Raw genomic sequence first — 23,153 nt, 5'->3', positions numbered from 1 at the left:
GGGTGGATGCAGTTGCCGGCCAGCGGCCGGCACTACCGTGCTGCAGCCGCCAGCTCGCGCGCGATCGCACCCAGTCGCTCCACCGCACCGATGAAGCGCGCATCCAGGGTCTGGCAGCACGACAGCCGCAGGCAATGCCGGTAGCGGGCGCCGCGTGAATAGACCTGGCCGGGCATGAACACGATGTCCTCCTGCAGCGCACGCTCGAACAGTTCGCGCGTGTCCACGCCCGGCAGTTCCAGCCACAGCAGGAAACCGCCCTGCGGCTCGGTGGCGCGGGTGCCCGCCGGGAAGTGCTCGGCCACCAGCTGGCGCAGCCGCCCCACCTGCTCGCGATACAGGCGACGCATGCGGTGCAGGTGGTGCTCGTAGCTGCCCGCCTCCAGGTAGGCTGCCACCGCATCGCCGAGGAGTTGCGGTTCGCCGCCGGTGGACTGGAACTTCAGCAGCGCGATGCGTTCGGCGAAGCGGCCACCCTCCAGCCAGCCGATGCGATAGTCCGGCGCCAGGGTCTTGGAGAAACCACCGACCACCATCACCCATCCGTCGCGATCAAAGGCCTTGAGCAGGGGCGCGGGCGGTTCGCAGAACTGCAGCTCGGCATACACCGCATCTTCGATCAGCGGCAGCTGGCGTGCATTGACCAGTTCGGCCAGTCGCTGCTTGGCGGATGTGGGCATGGTGCAGCCCAGCGGGTTGTGCACGGTCGGCATCACCACCAGCGCGGCCAGCGCCGTGTGTTCGAGCAGGGCCTCCAGGGCATCGACATCCAGCCCCTGCTGCGGGTGGGTGGGCAATTCGATGGCCTGCAGGCCGAGGGTGGCCAGCAGGGGATACAGGTTGAAGTAGGAGGGCGCCTCGATGCCGACCGCATCGCCGGACCGGGTGACGGCACGCAGCGCCAGCTGCAGCGCTTCCATCGCGCCATGGGTCAGCAGCAGGCGGTCGCTGTGGGTGTGCAGGCCCATGCGCGGGCCGCGGCGCACGATCTGTGCCAGCAGCCGCGGCGAGCCATTCGGGCGCGCATAGGTTTCCACGGTCTGCTGGCCGTGGCGCAGCACCTGTGCGGTGTGCCGGGCCAGCTGCGCCCCGGGATAGAACTGGCGACCACGGGGGCCGGCGAAGGCCAGGTCGATCACGCCGGGTCGGCGTTGTGCCTCCAGCACACGGGCCATCAGCGCCTGCTGCAGCGGCGCGGTGGGCGCCGACGGCGTATCGCGCAGCGAACGTTCGGGCACCGACAGGCGCGGTGCGACCTCGAAGCCGGCCTTGGGCCGTGGAATCACCAGGCCGGCATCTTCCAGCTGGCGATAGGCCGCGATCACGGTGTTCAGGCTGAGCCTGCGCTGCAGCGCCATCTGCCGCAGCGAGGGCAGGCGGCTGCCAACGGGAAGGCGACCGCCGTGGATGGCCTCGGCCAGTTCATCGGACAGCCGCTGGTAGCGGGGAGGGATCATCGCGCTCTGGTCATCTGTATCCATCGAAGTTCCCGCCAACTGGAGCTGTACCCCTGACGTTGGCGAGCCTAGCATGTCGTTGTCGGACGGGCCTGATCGGGGCGCGGCCGATACTTCCCAAGCGCACGGCGGGATCGCCGTGCGTCTTTTTCTGCGTGGGTATTGCCGGCGATTACCGCATCGGCACCAGCACCGCATCGCGCCGGTACAGTGCCGGGAACTGCTTGCCCAGCGCCGCCAGCTTCGGTGCGTCGTAGTAGCGGATGTAGGCCGCCTGCGGGTAGTTCGTCATGTAGTTCTGGTGATAGCTCTCGGCCGGGTAGAAGCGCTGGCCGCTGCCCAGCTGGGTGACGATCGGTGCGCGGTAGCTGCCGGCCTGGCCGAGCTGGGCGATGTAGGCGCGGCTGGCGGCTTGCTGGCGCGCGTCGTCGCTGAAGATCGCCGACCGGTACTGGCTGCCGTGGTCCGGCCCCTGGCGGTTGAGCTGGGTCGGGTCGTGCACCACCGAGAAGAACACCTGCATCAGCTGCCCGTAGCTGACCTGGCGCGGATCGTAGTCGATCTTCACCGCTTCGGCGTGACCGGTCTGGCCGCTGCTGACCCGCTCATAGTGTGCGTTGGCGGCGCTGCCACCGATGTAGCCGGACACCGCATTGCTCACGCCCTTGACGTGCTGGAACACGCCCTGCACGCCCCAGAAGCAGCCGCCGGCAAACACCACGCTGGCGTGAGTGGCGTCATCGCGGAACGCCGCATCGCCGGTGGGTACCGGCAGCGCCTTGGCCTGCGCGCTGGCTTCGACCGGTGCGGCGATCGCGCCGTGGTCGATCAGCAGCACGCCGGCGATCAATGCGGTGGCTACAAGACCGGCAACACCTGCAGCAATACCCTGTTCAAAGGAGAGTTTCATCGTGTCCTCCCGGTTCAACCAAAGGTGAAGGCGTAGGCCTGCACGCCCGCATCGAGGAATTCGATCTCGAAGCGGTGCGGGCCGACCGTGCCGCGCTGGCGCACCAGCTGGAACAGGCGGTGTTCGTTGACCACGCCACTGCCATCGGCGCCGACGTCACTGCCGGCATCGGTGGCGGGCAGTGGCTTGCCGTCCAGCCACACGCGGAAGCGCACCGGCTTGCCGTCCTGGCCCGGTGCCAGCACCAGGTGCAGGTCGCGCGCATGGAACTGGAAGGCGATGCGGCCGCCGGCGCGCTGCAGTTGCGCGGCTTCGTCGGTGATCGTCCACTGCCCGGACAGGCCCCACTGGTTCAGCGCCAGGACGGTGGGCAGCGTGTAGTCGAATGCGGTGTCGCTGCGTTGCCCGCCGGGCGAGGCGAACTGTTCGGCACGGGCGTGGCCCAGGTAGGTTTCCGGCGAGCGCAGGTTGCCCATGTCGGCCTGCGCGGCAACGCCCTGCAGGTCGGCCGCGGCGGGATCGGCTGGCGGCGGAAGGTGGGTCTGGCCGGCTTCGGTCAGCAGCCGGCGGATCACCTGTTCCGAGCGCGCGTAGTTGCCTTCGCCGAACTGGTGGCCGCGGATGTTGCCCTGCGCATCGACGAAGTACTGCGCCGGCCAGTAGCGGTTGTTGAACGCACGCCAGATCGTGTACTGGTTGTCCAGCGCCACCGGGTACTCGACCTTCAGCTGCTGCACCGCCTTCATCACGTTGCGCGCGTCGCGTTCGAAGGCGAACTCCGGCGTGTGCACGCCGATCACCACCAGGCCGTGGTCGCGGTAACGGCGCTCCCATTCGTGCACGAACGGCATCGCGCGCAGGCAGTTGATGCAGGAGTATGTCCAGAAGTCGACCAGCACCACCTTGCCACGCAGCTGCTGGGCGGTCAGCGGCGGGCTGTTGAGCCAGCCGGTGGCGCCGTCCAGCGCGGGCAGGGTGCCCTCCACCGGCAGCGGTGCATCGGCACCGGTGTTGGCACCGGCCATCATCATCGGCGGTGCCGCCGGTTGTGCGCCGGGTACCGCGTCCAGCAGGCTCTGCTCGATGCGCGCGGTGCTGACCGTGGACAGGCGGGTCAGCAGGCCGGTGTCCCAGCCGAGGCCGATCGCCACGACGGCCAGCAGCGCGGCCACGCCCAGCACCTTGCGCAGGACATCGCCGAGGCCGAGCCGCGCTTGCATCGCGCGGAACACCCGGCCGCCGATCCACACCGCCAGCGCCAGCGCGGTGATCGCGCCCAGTGCATAGGCCAGCAGCAGCGCAGTGGTGCCGACGCCGGCGCCGTGCAGGGCGGCGCCGGTCAGCACCAGGCCCAGAATCGGCCCGGCGCATGGGGCCCACAGCAGGCCGGTGGCGATGCCGATCAGCAGCGAGGTCCCTGCGCCACCGCGTCCTGCGGCGTCAGCGGCATCGGCGCGTGCGCTCAAGCGTGCACCCACGCGCTGGAACGGGGCCAGCAGATGGTCGGCCAGTCGCGGCCACAACAGTGCCAGCGCGAACAGCGCCATCAGCACCAGCGCGATCCAGCGGCCGACCTGGTTGGCCTGCGCCACCCATTGGCTGCCCACCGCCGCCAGGCTGGCCACCACGGTGAAGGTGAGCGCCATGCCCAGCAGCAGCGGCAGCGTGCTGCGCACGAAGGGACGGTCGGCGCGCGCGAACACGAACGGCAGCACCGGCAGGATGCAGGGGCTGAGCAGGGACAACGCACCCCCGAGGTAGGCAAGCAGCAACAGCAGCATGGTCAGGCTCCGGACGTGGGGGAAGAACCGACCGGCACCCGCCAGCCGTCGGCGGTGCCGCCGTCGGCCGCACCGGGAACGAACATCAGCGCTGCACCGTTCATGCAGTAGCGCAGCCCGGTCGGGCGCGGGCCGTCATTGAACACGTGGCCGAGATGGCCGCCGCAGCGGCGGCAGTGCACCTCCACCCGCAGCATGCCGAAGGTGACGTCGCGGTCCTCGCCGATGGCGTTGTGCAGCGGCGCCCAGAAGCTCGGCCAGCCGGTGCCGCTCTCGAACTTGGTGGACGAGGAGAACAGTGGCAGCGCACAGCCGGCACAGGCGAACGTGCCCTGCCGGTGCTCCTTGTTGAGCGGGCTGCTCCATGGCCGCTCGGTGGCCTGCTGGCGCAGCACCGCGTACTGGGCCGGGGTCAGGCGCTGGCGCCAGTCGGCGTCGCTGTGCATGACCTCGAACTGTCGCGCCGGACGCGCTTCGGCAGCGGCCGGCGCGGCGCGGCTGCACGCGCCGAGGCCGAACAGGCCGGCAGCGGTGGCGACACCGCCCAGGCCCAGCAGATGGCGGCGGGTGAGGGTCATGGCGGACTCCGGGAAGGGGCGACGGGGCCATGCTGCGCCCGCCCGGGTCAACGAATCCTCACGCAGGATTCAATTTTTCGTGAGGTATCGGCGACCATCCCGCGCCACAATGCGGGCAGCCCCCCACTGGCCCCGAGCTGCCGATGTCCGCCAAACGCGTGCTGATCGTTGAAGACGATGCCCACATCGCCGACCTGCTGCGCATGCATCTGGGCGATGAAGGCTATGACGTGGCCCACGCCGCCAGCGGCGATGCGGGACTGCGCCTGCTTGAACAGGACGGCCCGTGGGATGCGCTGGTGCTGGACGTGATGCTGCCCGGCGTGGACGGCCTGCAGGTGTGCCAGCGCGCACGCGCGATGGCGCGTTATGTGCCGATCATCATCATCAGTGCACGTGGCAGTGAAACCCAGCGCATCGTCGGCCTGGAACTGGGTGCGGACGACTACCTGGCCAAACCCTTCTCGATGCCGGAACTGGTGGCACGGGTGCGCGCGCTGCTGCGCCGCGCCGAGGCGATGGCGCAGAGCGCCCGCATCGATGCCGGCGCGATCGAACTGGGCGGGCTGCAGCTGGACCCGGTTGCACGCACCGCGTCGGTGGAGGGCACTGCGCTGGAACTGACCCCGCGCGAATTCGACCTGCTGCTGTTCTTCGCCCGTCATCCGGACCAGGTGTTCGCGCGCATGGAACTGCTCAACCAGGTCTGGGGCTATCAGCACGATGGCTACGAGCACACGGTCAACACCCATATCAACCGGCTGCGCAGCAAGATTGAAACCGACCCGGCCAATCCGCGGCGGCTGCTGACGGTGTGGGGACGCGGCTACAAGCTGGTCGATCCGGCCGGGGCGGCGGCATGATCAGGCCGAACCTGTGGCAGAAGCTGGCGGCGGTGATCGCCGCACTGATGCTGATGTGCTGCATGGCGCTGCTGGCGCTGCAGATGCGTGCCAACACCCGCCACGAACAGGAAGTGGTGCAGCGGCTGTCGCTGGGCCTGGCCGAGCACATCGCCCAGCGCAGCGAGCTGATGGACACCAGCGGCATGCGCGACGCCGCAGTGCGCGCCTTGTTCGGCCAGTTGATGGCAGTCAACCCCAGCGTCGAGGTCTACCTGCTGGACGACCAGGGCCGCATCCTCGGCCACGATGCGCCCAGCGGCCATCTGGTACGCAACCGGGTGGACGTGGCGCCGTTGCGCCGGCTGCTGGCCGGCGCGCCGCTGCCGATCCTCGGCGACGATCCGCGCAGCGCGGATGGCCGCAAGGTATTCAGTGCCGCGCCGTTGATCGTGCAGGGCCGTCAGGCGGGTTACGTGTACGTGGTGCTGGTCGGCGAGCACCGGCAGATGCTGGCCGACGACCTCGCCGCCGGTAGCCAGTGGAACACCACCTGGTGGTCGGTGATGCTGGTTGGCAGCCTCGGCCTGCTGGCCGGGCTGGTGGCGTTCTACTGGGTGACCCGCCCGCTGCGGCGGCTGACCCGGCGCATCCAGGCCTTCGACATCGACGCACCGACGCCACTGCCGCCACCGGAGCCGCTGCGCCCCGGCGAGCGCGACGAGCTGGTGATCCTTGAGCACGCGCACGCGCAGATGGCGCAGCGGCTGGGCGAACAATGGCAGCAGCTGCGCCAGCAGGACCTGCAGCGGCGCGAGCTGGTGGCCAACATCTCGCATGACCTGCGTACGCCGTTGTCGTCGCTGCATGGCTATCTGGAAACGCTGGCGTTGAAGGACGCCACGCTGTCACCGGACGAACGCCGTCGCTACCTCGGCATCGCCCTGGCGCAGAGCGCCAAGGTCGGTCGGCTGGCGCGCGCGCTGTTCGAGCTGGCGCGGCTGGAGCATGGCGAGGTACGCCTGGAGTGGGAGGTCTTCGCGTTGCCGGAGCTGCTGCAGGACGTGCTGCAGAAGTTCGAGCTGGCCGCGCAGGCGCGCAACCAGCGCCTGCATGCCGACTTCCCGCCGGGCCTGCCGCTGGTGCGCGCAGACCTGGGCCTGGTCGAGCGTGTGCTGACCAATCTGCTCGACAATGCGTTGCGGCATGCGTCGGAGGGAGGCCGGATCGAAGTACGCCTGCGCGCGACACCCGACAGCGTCGAGGTCAGCGTCGCCGACGATGGCCCCGGGGTGGCGCCAGCGCTGCGCACGCAGCTGTTCCAGGCACCGGCCGCGCTGGGCGCGCGCCGCGGCGAGAACGGTGGTCTCGGGTTGCTGATCGTGCAGCGCATCGTGCAGCTGCACGGTCGTCGCATCGAACTGCGTGACAGCGAACGTGGCGCACTGTTCGTGTTTGCCCTGCCGCGCGCGGAACCGGCGGGCTAGCAGGCCGTATCGCCTTCTACTACGCCGCCGGTTTCCAGCGGCAGGTGCAGGCGGATGCAGGCCCCGCCCAGGTCTGAATCGGTTACCTCGACGTGGCCGCCATGCTTGTCGGCCACTACCTGCACCAGCGCCAGGCCAAGCCCGAAGCCGGGGCTGCCCGGGTCCAGCCGCACGTAAGGCTGCAGCACCTGGCCGCGCAGTTCCGGCGCGATGCCGGGGCCGTCATCCTCCACCTGCAGGCACAGCCAGCCGTCGTCCACCGTGCTGGCGATGCGGATCTGCCGGCGCGCATAGCGCAGCGCATTGCCGAGCAGGTTGCGCAGCGCCAGTTCCAGCATGTGCCGGTTGACGTTGACCAGGCCCACCGGCGACAGCACCTGCTGCACTGGCATCGGCAGGGGGGCGAACTGGGCGATCACGCCGCGCACCAGCGCCGCCAGCTGCAGCCGCTGGCGGGTCAGCTGGTGGCAGCGGCCGAGGGCAGCGTACTCGACGCCGGCGTCGGTGAGGTGCTGCAGCCGGTCGACATCGGTGCGCAGGCCGCCCAATGCATCGCGCTGGAGCTCATCCAGCGCGGTGTCCTCGAGGTCGGCCAGGCCGAAACGCATCCGCGCCAGCGGGGTACGTACCTCGTGCGCCACGGCCTGCGCCAGCACGCGCTGGCTTTCCAGCAGCTGCTGCAGCTGTTCGGCCATGTGGTTGAAGGCATTGGCCAGTGGCCGTACCAGCGCGGTACCGGCACGCGGCGCGCGCGTGTCCAGCTGGCCATCGCGCATCTGACGCGCCGCCTGGGCCAACTGCGAGACGTCGCGCCACAGGCGGTAGACCATCACGTACATCGGCAGGGCCACGGCCACCATCAGGATCAGCAGCAGGATCGCCACGCCGGACACTTCGCTGTCCTGCCATCCCTCCTCAGGCAGTGCTTCGTCCAGCGGCCCCAGCATTACCGCGTAGTCGCTGTCGCCGATCCGCTGCAGGCTGCGCATGTGCTCCAGGTCGATCTGCACACGGCCGTTGTTGAACGGCGGGCGCTGGCTGGCAGGCAGTTCCTTCACCGCCTCGGCCAGCGGCACCATGCGCAGCGCGTAGGCGAAATCGGCGTCGAGTTCGCGCGCCAGCACCGGCCACTGTTCGCGCGGGGTTTCGGCGAAGCGGTGCTGCAGCAACGCATGGGTGCCGCGCATCTCGGCCTGCAGGCCGGCTTCGGTGCGGTCTTCCAGCAGCGCGTCCCACGCCCACAGGCCAAGCACGATCAGCAGCAGGTGGGCGACCAGGAAGCCGATGCCATAGCGCAGGAAGTGGAAGGCGTGGCCGCGCATCGCCGAGGGCGTGCGCTTCATCCCCATGCCGAGCGGCTGAACAGGTAGCCGCGTCCGCGGACGGTCTTGATCCGTTCCGGTTGTTCCGGGTTGTCGCCCAGCTTGCGTCGCAGGCGCGAGATGCGGGCATCAATCGAGCGGTCCAGCCCATCGAAGGCGATCCCGCGCAGGCCGCGCAGCAGCGCGTCGCGGTCGAGGATCTGGCCGGCGTTGCTGGCCAGCAGGAACAGCAGGTCGAACTCGGCGGTGGTCAGTTCCAGCAGGGCACCCTGCAGGTGCACATTGCGCGTGGACGGGTCGATGCTCAGCTCGCCGAAGCGCAGGCTGCCGTCGCGCGGCTCGACCCGGCGGTGGCGGCGCAGGTGGGCGCGCAGGCGGGCCAGCAGCACCCGCGGTTCGATCGGCTTGCCGATGTAGTCGTCGGCGCCCAGTTCCAGCCCCAGGACCTGGTCGATGTTGTCGGTACGGGCGGTCAGCACGCAGATGATGCCGTCATAGTGGGGCCGGATCTGCCGACACACTTCGAAACCATCCTGGTCGGGCAGGCCGACATCGAGCAGGACCAGGGCCGGTTTTTCGGCCAGGATCCGGGTCACGGCGCGCTCGCCGCTGCGCTCGTGGGCGACCTGGTAGCCATGCCGCTGCAGATAGTCACTGACCATCGTACCCAGGCGGGCATCGTCTTCGACCAGTACGATATCCAGCATTTTCAAGGCCTCCGTGGACGCAAACGTACCGCCACGGCACGAGCGCGGCGATGCTATCCCAGCCATCGGGCCGCCCGGGTCCAGGGGGCGGGCGCCATTCAGCCGGGGTTGCTGGCGCACGGGCCTGGTCTCAGCCCCGGCAACCACTTGGCGCCAAGCATAGCCGGTTGCCGTTACAAAACGTTACCTTCATCACACGTCTGGTGACGATCGCTGACAGCAATGCGACTGACGCGGGGCGGGCGCGGGCCGAGCATGGAGTCTCCTCCGTTCCGCGTGCCGTTCCCATGTCGCCCGCCAACCTCTGCCTGCCGTGCCTGTCCCGCCGCCACTGCGGAGGTGCCCGATGAGCGGCGTGGTCGGGGCCTGGCTGCCGCCCGCCGAAGACGAGCACCTGCTGCAGCAACTGGCGCCGATGCTGCGCGCGTTGCAACAGCGCGGCCGGGGTCGCATCGGCTATTGGACCGATGCCGAGGCCGGCCTGGCGCTGGGCCATTGCCGGGCACCGACCGATACGCCGCTGCAGCCGCTGAGCTCGGACTGCGGCCGCTACGTGCTGTGCCTGGACGGACGCCTGTACAACCGCGCCGACCTGCAGGTGCAGCTGCGCGATCTGCCGCGCAACTGCAGCGATGCGCGCCTGCTGTTGCAGGCGATCGTCGAGTGGGGCGTGGAGCGGGCGCTGTCGCGCATCGAGGGCGCCTTTGGTTTCAGCGTGTGGGACCGCGAGTCGCGCGCGCTGTGGCTGGCCCGTGATCCGGTGGGCGAGCGGCCGCTGTACTACGGCTGGCACCAGGGCAGGTTCCTGTTCGCGTCGGAACTGAAGGCGCTGCAGGCCTTTGAGGGTTTCTCGCCAAGCATCGACCAGGATGCCCTGAGCCTGCTGCTGCGCCATGACTACGTGCCGGCGCCGCACACCATCTACCGTGGCATCCACAAGCTGGTGGCCGGCGCGATGTTGCGCATCGACATGAATGACCATGCTGCGGGGCACTCCAGCATGGCCGCGCAGGACGGTTCGCGTTACTGGTGTGCACGCGATGCGATGCACAGCGCGCTGCAGGAACCCTTGCAGCCGGCGCCGAGCCTGGAGCAGGCCACCGACCAGCTGGAGGCGGTACTGCAGAAGGCCATCGCTGCACGCATGCACTCGCCACTGGCCTGCGGCGCGTTCCTGTCCGGCGGCACCGACTCCTCGCTGGTGACGGCGATGATGCAGGCGCAGTCGACCCTGCCGATCGAAGCGTGGACGGTCGGCTTCGACGATCCGGGCCACGACGAGAGCGATTGGGCTTCGCAGGTGGCGCGCCACCTGGGCGTGCAGCACCACCTGCACCGGATGGACGCGCGCCAGGGCCTGGACCTGCTGCAGCGGCTGCCGCAGGTCTGGTGCGAGCCGTTCGCCGACGCCTCGCAGCTGCCGACACTGCTGGCCAGTGAACTGCTGGGTGCGCGCAAGCCGGTGGCATTGACCGGTGACGGTGGCGACGAACTGTTCTTCGGACATCCCAGTTATGGCCGCGCGCTGCGCAATGCGCGCCTGTGTGGTGGCCTGCCGGACTGGGTACGTGACCTGGCGCGGCGCAGCGGCAACCGCATGAACGTCGAGCGTGGCCGCCTCGGTGGCTGGCGCGCACTGGTGGCCGAGGTCGCCGCCAACGATGTGGAAGGTCATTACCTGCAGCGCGTGACCCGCTGGCGGCAGCCGGCGCAGGTGGTGCTGGGCGCGCGCGAACCGGTGACGATCTTCCAGCAGCAGGACACGGCGCTGCCGGCGGAGGCGCGCATCCAGCTGCTCGATTTCCGCATGGATCTGGCCGAAGGCATTCTCGCCAAGGTCGATCGCGCGGGCATGGCGGCAGGCGTTGAAACCCGTGCGCCGCTGCTGGACATGGAGGTGGTGCGCCTGGCCTGGCGCCTGCCGCAGCATCTGAAGTACCACGATGGCGAGCACAAGCTGATTCTGAAGCACCTGTTGGCGCGCTACCTGCCCGAGCCACTGGTGTACCGGCCCAAGCGCGGCTTCGGCCCGCCGATGGCGCGCTGGCTGGCGGGTCCGCTGCGCGACTGGGCGGAGGCGCTGCTGGATCCGCAGCTGCTGCGCAACCAGGGCTGCTTCGATGCGGTGCGCGTACGCGGCATCTGGGAGGCGTTCCTGCGCGGCGAGCGCAAGTGGCACACGCACTTGTGGAACGTGCTGATGTTCCAGGCGTGGCACCAGCACTGGCACGGTGGTCGCGGGCGCTGAGGTTCCTTCGCGGATTGTTCTGCGCGGCGCAGGGCGGAGGCCCTTGCGTACGAATGTCCTCCGGCGCCGGCCGTTGGCCGTCACCTCCCCCTTTACTTCGTACGCAAGGGCCTCCGCCCTGCGTTCGGAGTTCGTCGGCGCCTCCTTGAAAGGCTGCTGCGAGCACTGCGCTTTACCTGCCGCAAGCCGAGCCTCGTCGGGGCCCATCCGTTCGCGGCAATTGTGGACGAAGACGCGCGTGCGGCGGATTGTTCTGCGCGGCGCAGGGCGGAGGCCCTTGCGTACGAATGTCCTCCGGCGCCGGCCGTTGGCCGTCACCTCCTCCTTTACTTCGTACGCAAGGGCCTCCGCCCTGCGTTCGGAGTTCGTCGGCGCCTCCTTGAAAGGCTGCCGCGAGCACTGCGCTTTACCTCCCGCAGGCCGAGCCTCGTCGGAGCCCATCCGTTCGCGGCAATTGCGGACGGAGACGCGCGTGTGGCGGATTGTTCTGCGCGGCGCAGGGCGGAGGCCCTTGCGTACGAATGTCCTCCGGCGCCGGCCGTTGGCCGTCACCTCCTCCTTTACTTCGTACGCAAGGGCCTCCGCCCTGCGTTCGGAGTTCGTCGGCGCCTCGTTGAAAGGCTGCTGCGAGCACTGCGCTCCACTCACCGCACGCCGAGCCTCGTCGGGGTAGGCAGGGGTTTGGGCAAAGTAAGGGAGGAGGTGACGGCCAACGGCCGGCGCCGGGGGACATTTGCCCAGGCCCCTGCCTGCCCCGGCGGGGCCCTTCAGTTCGCAGAGCGTCCAGACGAAGAAGCGCTCTTCCATCCAGACAACAGGCAAAAAAAGACCCGGCAGAGGGAGGGATCTGCCGGGTCCGGATTGCGTGGGGGGAGGGACCCACGCAATGAGCGTTGCGTCGCGTCAGTGGCTGTTCGCGTCCGCGCTTGATTCGTTGTAACCCTGCACCAGTTCGGACCAGGCCTTGCCGGCCTGCAGGCCGAGGCCGACCACGTCCTGCTGGGCCTGGCCCAGCCGCTGCAGGTTGTCCTGCCACAGCTGCGCGCCCTTGTTGAGCACCCCGGCCGCATCGTCGCTGCGGGCCAGTTCACCCAGCCAGCCACCGGTCGCGGTCAGGTTGCGCTCCAGCGCCTTCAGCTGCACGCCGAACATGCTTTCGGCGTTCTCCAACGCCAACCGGTTCGCACGCGTTGCCGCGGCAGCAAGCTGGCGGGTGGCATCACTGAAGCGATCGCTGAAGGCGGCGGCCATGGGCATCAGAGTGTGACTTGATGCAATGCAGCATACGCCGTTGATGCCGCATTGCAACAAAAATAACGAAGGCGCCCATGGCGCCTTCAGAAAGCCTTTCAGATCAATGATTTGATCAGATGGCCGGGCCGCGGTAGCGGCAGCCGGAGGTACAGGTCTCGTGCACGGTGATCTCGCTCAGCGCCGGCAGGCTGGGCTTGAGCTCGTTCCAGATCCACACCGCCAGGTTCTCGCTGGTCGGGTTCTCCAGGCCGGGGATGTCGTTGAGGTAGTGATGGTCCAGGCGCTCGTAGATCGGCTGGAAAGCCGCTTTCACGTCACCGAAATCCATGATCCAGCCCGTCTGCGCGCCGGGCTCGCCCTCGACCTTCAGTTCCACCCGGAACGAGTGGCCGTGCAGGCGCGCGCACTTGTGCCCCGGCGGCACGTTGGGGAGGCGGTGCGCCGCCTCGAGCATGAAGACTTTGAAGATTTCCATGGCGGCGATTGTACGCCGCGGCTGTCGCCTCTGGCCGGGTGGATGTTGGTTGCTCGTGAAGAAACTCTTTTCATCCGGATGAAGAGATGATAGTTTCTCTTATATCCGTATGAAGAGATGTTATTGGCCGGACGCCGGCCAGGCATGGACTACTGCGGAACTTCGTCGTCCTTACCACCTCCCCCACATCGTCATGCCCAAGCACACCCTGCTCGTGGCGGCCCTGGCCGTCGCTCTGGCCGCGCCTTTGTCCGCCGCCGCCGAATCCTCCGCCGATGCCAGTGGCGAAGCCAGCACCCTGGCCGCCGTGCGCGTCACCGGTTCCAACATCAAGCGCACCGATACCGAAGCCTCCAACCCGGTGCAGGTGATCGCCCGCCAGCAGCTGGAACAGACCGGCAAGGCCACCGTGGCCGATGTGCTGCGCTCGATCTCGGCCAATACCGGCAACGCCAGCAACGAAACCACCAACAACGGCTGGGCCTCCGGCTCGGCTGGCATCGGCCTGCGTGGCCTGTCGCAGAAGAACACGCTGGTGCTGCTCAACGGCCGCCGCCTGGCCAACTACGGCTTCCCGGCCGGTGGCCTGTCCGACACCTTCGTCGACCTCAACGCGCTGCCGCTGGTCGCAGTGGAGCGCATCGAAGTGCTCAAGGACGGCGCCTCGGCCGTCTACGGCTCCGATGCGGTGGCTGGCGTGGTCAACATCATCACCCGGCAGAACTTCGAAGGCGCCGAGATCGGTGGCAGCTTCGGCGGCGCCGACCAGGGCGGCCTGCACGAGCAGAACCTGAAGTTCGTCGGCGGCCTCGGTGATCTCGACACCGATGGCTACAACATCCTGTTCAGCCTGCAGGGCTACAACCGCGAGCGCCTGGACCAGGACGAACGCAACCTGACCAGGAGCGGCATCTACACCGACAAGCCGGGTGGCCGCTGGAACGGCTGGTCGGCCAAGGGCGCGCGCTACCTGGTGAACGGAGTGTCGGTGCCGATGCTCGATGCCAACGGCAACTGCCCGACCGGCACCACCCGCGTTGCCAGCGCGCCGATCGACGGCCTGGCCGGCGATACCTGCGGTTTCAACCAGGCGCCATTCACCACCCTGATTCCGTCGACCAAGCGCTACCAGGCCTACGCCAACGGTACCTTCCGCCTGAACGACAACGTCGAAGCCTTCGGCGAAGTGCTGTACAGCCAGATCAAGAGCACCGCGTGGTTCGGCAGCAGCCCGTTCTTCACTCTGGAAAGCGGGCGCTTCGCACTGAACGCGGACAGTGGCCTGGCCGAGCCGGTGTCGTCGCTGCTGCCGGCCAACAATCCGTACAACCCGTACGGCCGCGCGATCCCGATCGAGTACACCTTCTTCGACCTTGGCGGCACCCTCAAGACCAACCGTTCCACCGCCTATCGCGGCGTGTTCGGCCTGCGTGGCACCACCGCGAAGTGGGACTGGGAAGTGGCCGCGTTCGGGGCGCGCAGCAGCGAGCGCGAGAGCGTGTCCGGTGGCTTCGCCAACCGCTGGGCGCTGGCCGATGCACTGGCCACCGGCAGCTACAACCTGCTCAACCCGGCAGCCACGCCGCAGTCGGTGCGTGATGCGATCAACATCGCCACCCTGCGTCCGGCCGAGTCCAAGCTGCAGGGCATCGACGCGAAGATTTCCGGCAGCCTGGGCCACACCTGGGCCGGTGAGATCGGCTTCGCCGCCGGTGCCGAGTGGCGGCGCGAGAAGCTGGACTCCAACAATCCATGGCAGATCGATGCCGGCCTGCAGGTGCGCCCGGCCATTGCCGAAGTGCATGGCCAGCGCCAGGTCAGCGCCGCCTACGCCGAAGTGAACGTGCCGCTGGCCTCGACGCTGGAATTGTCCGCGGCCGCACGTGCCGACCACTACGATGACTTCGGCAATGCGTTCTCGCCGAAGCTCGGCCTGCGCTGGCAGCCGCTGGACGTCCTGCTGGTGCGTGCCTCGGCGTCGAAGGGCTTCCGCGCGCCGTCGCTGTCGGAGAACTCCAACAGCACCAGCATCGCCTACGGCAGCGTGGTGGATCCGCGTGACCCGGACGTGCCCGGTTCGCGCCAGAACCCGACCTTCTTCACCGTCGGCAACAATGCACTGAAGCCGGAGCGTACCAAGAGCGTGAACTTCGGCGTGGTGCTGTCGCCGTGGGCCAACACCAACCTGAGCGTGGACTACTACCGCATCCAGCTGGACAATCTGGTCGGCACCAACAACACCCAGACCCTGGTCAACGACAACGTGGCCGGTGCCGTGCAGCGCGACGAGCGCGGCAAGCTGCAGGCGGTCTACAACCGCTACCAGAACCTGAGCGAGCTGAAGACCTCGGGCATCGATGTCGAGCTGCGCCAGCGCATCCCGACCGCAGCGCTGGGTGACTTCACCGTGTCTTCGGCCTACACCCACGTGCGTGACTACCGTCGCCCGACCGTGGTCGGCGGCCCGCTGGTCGACTACGCCGGCAGCAACCTCGGCGCGACCCTGCCCAAGGACAAGGCCACCACCACGCTGGACTGGAAGTACGGCGACTTCAACGCGGCGGTGACCTGGTACTACACCAGCAGCTACCGCCAGGAAGCCAGCACCGCGGCCAAGGCCGTGCAGCAGCGCGTCGGCAGCTACAGCCAGTACGACCTGTACCTGGCCTACACCGGCGTCGACAAGCTCACCGTGTACGCCAAGGTGCAGAACCTGGCAGACAAGACGCCGCCGTACGACGCCTCGTTCCCGGGCATCCGTGCGCCGTACGACTTCAGCCAGTACGACCTGCGCGGCCGCTACTTCACGCTGGGCTTTGACTACCGCTTCTGATCCACCCACCGCGGCCGGCTACCCAAGGGAGCCGGCCGCGCGACTACCTGCCGTTGTGTTCCAGGGGAGCCACCGTGTCCTTGCATCGCCGTGCCGTTCTTCCGTTGCTGATCGCCGCAGTCACTGCACTGTCCTCGCCGCAGCCGGCGCAGGCACAGAGCGCGTACTTCTTCCCGCAGGCCACCGAAGCGGCCGCATTCGATACGTCCATTCCCACGCCGGAACAGTTCCTCGGCTATCCGATCGGCAGCCGTTACACACGGCATGACCAGCTGGTGGCCTACTTCCAGGAACTGGCGAAACGCTCGGAAAAGATCAGCGTGCGCGAGATCGGCCGCAGCTACGAGGGACGCCCGCTGCTGATCGCCACCGTCACCGCCGCGGGCAACCAGGCGCGACTGGAACAGATCCGCCAGCAGCACGCGACCCTGGTCGATCCGGCGCAGCCGCGCAGCGCCGCCGGCGACAGCCCGGTGGTGGTGTGGCTGGGCTACAGCGTGCACGGCAACGAGACCTCCAGTGCCGAAGCCGCGATGCTGACCGCGTACTACCTGGTGGCCAATCAGAATGCCGACACCCGGCAATGGCTGCAGCAGGCCGTGGTGCTGTTCGACCCGGCGCAGAATCCGGACGGCCGTGATCGCGCGGCCAACTGGCACAACGCCTGGGCCTCGGACCCGGCCTCGGCCGACCCGGCCGACAAGGAACACGTCGAGCCGTTCCCGCAGGGCCGCACCAACCACTACTTCACCGACCTCAACCGCGATTGGCTTGCGCTGACCCAGCAGGATTCGCGGCCGAAGGTGGAGGTGTTCCACCAGTGGTACCCGAACGTGCAGATCGACTTCCACGAGATGGGCAAGGACAGCACCTACTACTTCGAGCCGTCGCCGAAGAGCATGCACAGTCCGTTGATCCCTGCGGTGTCGTACGAATTCAACAAGACCCTGGCCAAGTACCATGCGCAGGCACTGGATGCGCTGGGCTCGCTGTACTACACCGGCGAGAACTTCGACAACTTCTCGCCGGTGTACGGCTCCACCTATCCGGATTTCCACGGCGCGGTCGGCGTGACCGTCGAGCAGGCCAGTTCGCGTGGCCGTGTGCAGGAATCGGTGAATGGCCTGCTGGCGTTCCCGTTCACCATCCGCAACCAGGTTGCTACCGGGCTGGGCACGGTGCGTGGTGCAGTGACCGAGCGCAGCGGCCTGTTCGACCTGCAGAAGCAGTTCTTCCAGAGCGCACTGAAGCAGGCCGCGCAGCAGCCGGTGAAGAGCTTCGTGTTTGGCGATGCGCATGATCCGGCACTGACCCGCCGCCTGCTGGAATTGTTGCTGCTGCATCGCATCGAGGTGCGCGCGCTGGATCGTGCGGTCACCGTGGATGGGCAGCACTTCGCGCCGGGCAACGCCTACGTGGTGCCGGTGCAGCAGGCGCAGTTCCGGCTGGTGCATTCGATCTTCGCCGAGACGCCGCCGATCAAGGGCGACGTGTTCTACGGCAGCACCAGCTACGCGATCGCACCGGCCTACGGCGTGGCGTTCGGGGGCAGTCGCAGCCGCATCGACGGTGGCGCCCGCATCGCGGAGCTTCCGCCGATACAGGGCGAGGTGCTTGGCGGCCAGGCCGGGTTTGCTTATGTCATCGACTGGCGCGACTACAACGCGGGCCGGGCGCTGGCGGTGCTGCAGGGCAAGGGCCTGAGTACACGCGCAACCTTCCAGCCGTTCACTGCCGCCACCGCACAGGGCGAGGCGGACTTCGCCGCCGGCAGCATCGTCATTCCGGTGGCCGGGCAGCCGCTGCAGGGCGCGGCGCTGCTGGACGCGGTGCGCGCCGCCGCACGCGCTGCCCGCGTGCAGGTGCATGCGCTGTCCAGTGGGCGCAGCCGCGAGGGCGTTGACCTGGGCAGCGATGGCGTCAAGGCGCTGCGCAAGCCAGCCGTGGCACTGGTGATGGGCGAGGGCGTGGCCGCCACCGAGATTGGCTCGGCCTGGTTCCTGCTTGACCAGCAACTGCAGCTTCCGGCCAGCAAGCTGGATCCGCAGCAGCTGGGCAAAGTGCCGCTGGATCGCTACACCACGATCGTGCTGTCCGGCGGCACCTATACCGGCGTCGATGCCACCGCGGTGGCTGCACTGAAGCGCTGGGTACAGGCCGGAGGCTCACTGGTGACCTACGGCAGTGCTTCGAAGTGGGCGATCGAACAGAAGCTGGCCGAGGGCGAGACGCTTGGCAAGGAAGAAGAGGCTGCTGGTGAGAGCCGCCGTGCGTTCGGCGACCAGCGTGACATCGCAGCGATCGAGCGGGTCAGCGGCAACATCCTCAGTGCCGACGTGGACACCAGCCATCCGTTGGCGTTCGGCGTGCCGCGCCGGCAGCTGTCGATCAACAAGGAAAACACGGTGACGCTGCAGCCGAGCGCGAATCCGTTCTCGACCGTGGTGCGCGTCGACACGCCGCCGCGGGTGAATGGTTACCTGTCAGAGCGCAACCGCACGCGGGTGGCGGGCAGCGCGTGGCTGCTGGTGTCGGCGCAGGGGCAGGGCAACGTGGTGCTGTTTGCCGATGATCCGGCGCATCGCAAGTACTGGCACGGGACGGATCGACTGCTGATCAACGCGATCTTCTTCGGGAATCTGGTGAATCCGGCGAAAGCGCGGGGTTGAGGCTTTACGCGCCTTGACTGATGCGTGTGGGGGAGGCCGGGTGGGCTGCGCAGGACACGCCGTAAACCCGTCCTTGGGGGCTCGATGGCGCCATCCATGGCGCCAACGGTCCTGCGCAGCCCACCCGGCCTCCCCTCGACGGTTTCCTGCGGGCGCGGATGCATCAAACCCAAGGCGGGAGCAAAAGCAAAAGCAAAAAGCCGTCGGCTTCGGCTTTTGCCTTTGAATTTGATCTTTCTTCTCCCGGCTACCCGGCGGGACAAGCAGGCGCAGGCAATGCTTGAAGCGGATGGGCGTGGGGCCAGCGCAAAACCGTGAGGCGCATGGATGCGCCGACCGAGCCCCCATGGATGGGTTTACGGCGTGTTTTGCGCTGGCCCCACGCCCATCCGCCCTCAGCACAACGCACCGCCTGCTTCTACTCACGGTAGCCAGCAACAAAAAAGGACGGCGCCTCAGCGCCGTCCCTCGATAGCCCCCCGCGCAGCGGGAAGCACAACAAACCCTCAGCTGCGATCAGCCGGCGCGACCGCCGCCGTTGCCACCCTGGCCGCGGCCACGGCCGCCACCATTGCCGCCACCACCACGACGCTGGCCCGCGCCTGCACCCGCACGCTGCTGGCCATTGCCACCGCCCTCGCGACGGCCGCCGCCGGACTTCTTCGGGCCCGCATGCGCATGGCGCGGTGCATCACCGTGCGGACGGCGCGCGTGGTTCTTGCGCGGTGCGCGCTCGCCGGTATCGTGCTCGGCCTTGCCCGGTGCACTGTTGCCCCAGCGGATCGGCGTCTGCAGCTCGAAGCCCGGCACATCGCGGATGTCCATGTCGCGGCCCAGCAGGCGCACGATCGCGCGCAGCAGCTTCACTTCATCCTGCGCCACCAGCGAAATCGCCTGGCCGGTGGCACCGTTGCGGCCGGTACGGCCGATGCGGTGCACGTAGTCCTCGGCCACCATCGGCAGGTCGAAGTTGATGACCTTCGGCAGCTCGTTGATGTCGATGCCACGCGCGGCGATGTCGGTGGCCACCAGCACGGTCACGCGGCCCGCCTTGAAGTCGCCCAGCGCACGCAGGCGCTGGCCCTGGCTCTTGTTGCCGTGGATCGCCGCGGTCTTGATGCCCGACTTTTCCAGGAACGTGGCCAGCTTGTCGCTGCCATGCTTGGTGCGTGCGAACACCAGGGTCTGCTCGCGGCTGTCCTGCGCCAGCAGGTGCAGCAGCAGGTCGCGCTTGCGGCCGGCATCGACCGGGTGCACGCGGTGGGTGATGGTTTCGGCCACGGTGTTCTTCGGCGTCACCTGGATCTGTTCCGGGTTGCGCATGAACTCCAGCGCCAGCTGGCGGATGTTGTCCTCGAAGGTGGCCGAGAACAGCAGGGTCTGGCGGTTCTGCTTCGGCAGCTTGGCCAGGATGCGCTTGATCGACGGCAGGAAGCCCATGTCGAGCATGCGGTCGGCTTCGTCCAGCACCAGCAGTTCAATGCCGGACAGGTCGATGCTGCGACGCTCCAGGTGGTCGATCAGGCGACCCGGGCAGGCCACCAGCAGGTCCACGCCGCGGCGCAGGATGTCCAGCTGGTTGCCCATGCCGACGCCGCCGTAGATGCAGGCGCTGGGGATGCGCAGGTACTTGCTGTAGCCGCGCAGGCTGTCATGCACCTGGGTGGCCAGTTCGCGGGTCGGGGCCAGGATCAGCGCGCGCGGCTTGCGCGGGCCGCTGCGCACTTCCTGCGAGGCGGTGCCCAGGTGCTGCAGCAGCGGCAGGCCGAAGGCGGCGGTCTTGCCGGTGCCGGTCTGAGCGCCGGCCAGCAGGTCGCGACCGGCCAGCGCCAGCGGGATCGCCTGCTGCTGGATCGGGGTCGGGTTTTCGTAGCCCTGCTCGGCGAGCGCACGCAGCAGGAAGGGCGCCAGGCCCAGCGATTCAAAAGACATTGAGTTTGCTCCAAGTACAAGAAACGCCTGTCCGACTGGACAGACGGGGGCAGATCAAACTGATCGGCTGACTCGGAGCGTTCCCGTGAACCGCGCTGCGAGAATTGGGTGCAGCCGGCACGAAGCGCAGGCTGGAATGCGTGACGAACGGCGTCGGAGTGGGGGCGGGCGAAGAGGGCGGACCCAGGTCGCCGGCGATCCCGGAGGGAAACGGACGGCCGCTGCAGACCCCGCAAGTCTAAACGATGTTTGAGACTTCACGCAAAAAGGCCTGTTCAGGTAGGGGTTCTGCCTGCAGGGCTTGCAGCCCTGCACCCGCAGAGGCCAGAGCCAAGGCCGGAGCAAGATCAAAAGCCGGGTTCCTGTGGGGTGGCGGGGTGGGTCCGGTTGCGGGAGACGCCGTAAACCCGTCCATGGGGGCTTGGCCGCGGCATCCATGCCGCGGACACTCCCGCAACCGGACCCACCCCGCCTTCGACAGTTTTCCGCGATCTGTCAGATCTCATTCGATTTATCTCGATATCTGGTGGATTTCGACGATGAATGACGTGGATGTTCGATCCGTCATCGGGAAACTGTCGGGGGTGGGGCGGTGTGGGTGGGCAGGACCGTTGGCGCCATGGATGGCGCCATCGAGCCCCCAGGGGTGAGGGCGCTTTGCTTGCGAAGCACTGCTTCGTAAGCGCCCGAACGCACAGCCGCCAGCGGCTGGGCCGGACCGCAGAGCGGGGTTTACGGCGTGTCCTGCCCACCCACACCGCCCCGCCCAACCAGCAGAAAGCCAGAGCTGCTTTTGACGTTGCCGTTGTCGTTGCATTGAGCAGGTGCAGGGCTGCAAGCCCTGCCGAACCCCCCACTGCGGTAGGGTGGGCCGATGCCGCGCTGCAGCTTGGCGCCGTCGCATATTTGATTACACTTGAAACTTGTTTGCCCATGACTCCGGACACCCACCCATGAAGCTTGGTTCTTTGAAGGAAGGCGGCCGCGACGGCACCCTGATCGTCGTCTCGCGTGACCTGCGCCACGGCGTGCGCGCCACCGGCATTGCCGCCACCCTGCAGCAGGCCCTGGAGGACTGGAGCCGCATCGCGCCGCGCCTGAACGCCCTGTACGAATCGCTCAACGCCGGCGACGCCGACGGCGTGTTCGACCTCGACCCGCAGGCGCTGGCCGCGCCGATGCCGCGCGCCTATGAATTCGTCGATGGCAGCGCCTATCTTCCGCATGTCGAGCGCGTGCGCCGTGCCCGTGGCGCCGAAGTGCCGGAGAGCTTCTACACCGATCCGCTGATGTACCAGGCCACCAGCGCAGGCTTCTACGGCCCGCGTGACGCGGTCAAGGTGGTCAGCGAGGACTACGGCATCGACCTGGAAGCGGAGATCGTGGTCATCACCGACGACGTGCCGATGGCGGCAACGCCGGAACAGGCGGCGGGCCATATCCAGCTGGTCGGTCTGGTCAACGACGTCTCGCTGCGCAACCTGATTCCGGGCGAACTGGCCAAGGGCTTTGGCTTCCTGCAGTCCAAGCCGCGCTCGGCGCTCTCGCCGGTGTTTGTCACCCCCGATGAGCTGGGCGCCGCCTGGCAGGACAGCAAGGTGCACCTGCCGCTGCTGACCCATATCAACGGGACGTGGTTCGGCGCGCCGGAAGCAGGCGTGGACATGCAGTTCAACTTCGCCCAGCTGGTCGCGCATGCGGCCAAGACCCGCCCACTCGGCGCCGGCACCATCGTTGGCTCGGGCACGATCGCCAACGAGGACACCAGCAAGGGCGCCTCGTGCTTCGCCGAGCAGCGCGTGGTCGAGACCCTGCGCGACGGCAAGCCGAGCACGCCGTTCATGTCCTTCGGCGACGTGGTCCGCATCGAGATGCTCGATGCTGCCGGCAACAGCATCTTCGGTGCGATCGAGCAGCGCATCGAGCAGGCGGCCAAGCCCTGAGCATGGAGGCGGCAATGGAGATCCCGGTCGACGACGGCATCGTGCTGTACACCTACTGGCGATCCAGCGCCGCCTACCGCGTGCGCATCGCGCTCGAGCTGAAGGGCCTGGCCTGGGATGCACGGCCGGTGCACCTGGTGCGCGAGGGCGGCGAGCAGCACCTCGACGCCTATCGCGCGCTGAATCCGCAGCAGCTGGTGCCCACCCTGCTGCATGACGGGCACACGCTGACCCAGTCGTTGGCGATCGTCGAGTATCTGGACGAGCGCTTCCCGCAGGTGCCGCTGCTGCCGGCCGACGCCGCCGGCCGCGCGCGGGTGCGTGCGCTGGCCCAGCTGGTGGCCTGCGATATCCATCCGATCAACAACCTGCGGGTGATGCAGTACCTGGAGCGCAGCCTGCAGCTGCCAGCCGATGCCCGCACGCAGTGGACCCTGCACTGGATCGCCGAAGGTCTGGCTGCCATGGAAGCGATGCTGGCCAGCAGTCGCGACACCGGCACCTTCTGCCACGGCGACCGCCCGGGCCTGGCCGACCTCTGCCTGCTGCCGCAGCTGTACAACGCCCACCGCTTCGGCCTGGACCTGACGCCGTACCCGACCCTGCGCCGCATCGAAGCGGCCTGCCAGGCGCTGGACGCCTTCGACCGCGCCCGCCCGGAAAACCAGCCCGACGCCGCCTGAAAGTAGAGGGGACAGGTGGACTAAGTCGTCTG

General features: G+C 68.1%; 16 protein-coding genes. 7 read left to right on the top strand and 9 right to left on the bottom strand.

Going from position 1 to position 23,153, the window contains the following annotated elements; translation table 11 throughout:
- Positions 1-32: 32 nt before the first annotated feature.
- From N5C18_RS10530 to msrB, 4 genes are all read right to left on the bottom strand, one after another.
- Complete coding sequence (locus N5C18_RS10530; RefSeq protein ID WP_053509727.1) at positions 33-1,481, bottom strand: PLP-dependent aminotransferase family protein; 1,449 nt, start codon at positions 1,479-1,481, stop codon at positions 33-35.
- Between the two features lie 148 nt (positions 1,482-1,629).
- Positions 1,630-2,367: a peptide-methionine (S)-S-oxide reductase MsrA gene (msrA, locus tag N5C18_RS10525; protein ID WP_279944482.1), complete on the bottom strand. Its 738-nt coding sequence runs from the start codon at positions 2,365-2,367 to the stop codon at positions 1,630-1,632.
- 14 nt (positions 2,368-2,381) lie between these two features.
- Positions 2,382-4,148, bottom strand: a complete 1,767-nt coding sequence (locus N5C18_RS10520) for a cytochrome c biogenesis protein CcdA (protein ID WP_279944481.1) — start codon at positions 4,146-4,148, stop codon at positions 2,382-2,384.
- 2 nt (positions 4,149-4,150) lie between these two features.
- Positions 4,151-4,726: a peptide-methionine (R)-S-oxide reductase MsrB gene (gene msrB, locus N5C18_RS10515; protein ID WP_279944480.1), complete on the bottom strand. Its 576-nt coding sequence runs from the start codon at positions 4,724-4,726 to the stop codon at positions 4,151-4,153.
- A 143-nt stretch (positions 4,727-4,869) separates the two neighbouring features.
- Between msrB and N5C18_RS10510 the strand changes: the two genes are divergently transcribed.
- Positions 4,870-5,589, top strand: coding sequence for a response regulator transcription factor (locus tag N5C18_RS10510; protein ID WP_053448687.1), 720 nt, complete (start codon positions 4,870-4,872; stop codon positions 5,587-5,589).
- Positions 5,586-7,055, top strand: a complete 1,470-nt coding sequence (locus tag N5C18_RS10505; RefSeq protein WP_279944479.1) for a HAMP domain-containing sensor histidine kinase — start codon at positions 5,586-5,588, stop codon at positions 7,053-7,055. The genes N5C18_RS10510 and N5C18_RS10505 overlap by 4 nt, the downstream gene beginning before the upstream one ends.
- On the opposite strand, the gene N5C18_RS10500 is transcribed toward N5C18_RS10505, so the two are convergent.
- Positions 7,052-8,398 carry an ATP-binding protein gene (locus N5C18_RS10500; RefSeq protein ID WP_164242475.1) on the bottom strand — a complete coding sequence of 449 codons (1,347 nt, stop codon included), beginning with the start codon at positions 8,396-8,398 and terminating at the stop codon, positions 7,052-7,054. The two genes, N5C18_RS10505 and N5C18_RS10500, sit on opposite strands and share 4 nt — an antisense overlap.
- Entirely contained in the window at positions 8,395-9,084 is a 690-nt protein-coding gene (locus N5C18_RS10495; RefSeq protein WP_164242476.1) for a winged helix-turn-helix domain-containing protein, read from the bottom strand. Before N5C18_RS10495 ends, N5C18_RS10500 begins: the two co-directional genes overlap by 4 nt.
- Positions 9,085-9,430: 346 nt before the next feature.
- Between N5C18_RS10495 and asnB the strand changes: the two genes are divergently transcribed.
- Positions 9,431-11,332 (top strand): asparagine synthase (glutamine-hydrolyzing), encoded by a 1,902-nt coding sequence (gene asnB, locus N5C18_RS10490; protein ID WP_279944478.1) that lies wholly within the window; start codon positions 9,431-9,433, stop codon positions 11,330-11,332.
- 903 nt (positions 11,333-12,235) lie between these two features.
- Here asnB and N5C18_RS10485 read toward each other — a convergent pair.
- Positions 12,236-12,583 (bottom strand): phasin family protein, encoded by a 348-nt coding sequence (locus tag N5C18_RS10485; RefSeq protein ID WP_279944524.1) that lies wholly within the window; start codon positions 12,581-12,583, stop codon positions 12,236-12,238.
- Positions 12,584-12,698: 115 nt separating this feature from the next.
- Positions 12,699-13,061, bottom strand: coding sequence for a 6-carboxytetrahydropterin synthase QueD (gene queD, locus N5C18_RS10480; protein WP_053448692.1), 363 nt, complete (start codon positions 13,059-13,061; stop codon positions 12,699-12,701).
- A gap of 193 nt (positions 13,062-13,254) precedes the next feature.
- Here queD and N5C18_RS10475 point away from each other — a divergent pair, with 193 nt between their 5' ends.
- The gene (locus N5C18_RS10475) at positions 13,255-15,894 is read left to right on the top strand and encodes a TonB-dependent receptor (RefSeq protein WP_279944477.1); all 2,640 of its coding nucleotides are present in this window, start codon (positions 13,255-13,257) and stop codon (positions 15,892-15,894) included.
- A 74-nt stretch (positions 15,895-15,968) separates the two neighbouring features.
- Positions 15,969-18,563, top strand: coding sequence for a M14 family metallopeptidase (locus tag N5C18_RS10470; protein WP_279944476.1), 2,595 nt, complete (start codon positions 15,969-15,971; stop codon positions 18,561-18,563).
- Between the two features lie 516 nt (positions 18,564-19,079).
- Here N5C18_RS10470 and N5C18_RS10465 read toward each other — a convergent pair.
- Positions 19,080-20,495, bottom strand: a complete 1,416-nt coding sequence (locus N5C18_RS10465) for a DEAD/DEAH box helicase (RefSeq protein WP_053448695.1) — start codon at positions 20,493-20,495, stop codon at positions 19,080-19,082.
- Between the two features lie 953 nt (positions 20,496-21,448).
- On the opposite strand from N5C18_RS10465, the gene N5C18_RS10460 reads away from it, so the two are divergent.
- Entirely contained in the window at positions 21,449-22,438 is a 990-nt protein-coding gene (locus tag N5C18_RS10460; protein WP_004154063.1) for a fumarylacetoacetate hydrolase family protein, read from the top strand.
- Between the two features lie 14 nt (positions 22,439-22,452).
- A complete protein-coding gene (gene maiA / locus N5C18_RS10455) occupies positions 22,453-23,121 on the top strand; it encodes a maleylacetoacetate isomerase (protein WP_040009015.1) in 669 nt (222 codons plus the stop codon).
- The last annotated feature ends 32 nt before the right edge of the window (positions 23,122-23,153 follow it).

It is taken from the genome of Stenotrophomonas sp. GD03930, assembly GCF_029839665.1.
In the GTDB taxonomy this organism is placed as follows: Bacteria; Pseudomonadota; Gammaproteobacteria; order Xanthomonadales; family Xanthomonadaceae; genus Stenotrophomonas; species Stenotrophomonas forensis.
Note: the sequence above shows the minus strand (reverse complement) of the source record. Positions and strands in the feature narration are given on the sequence as shown.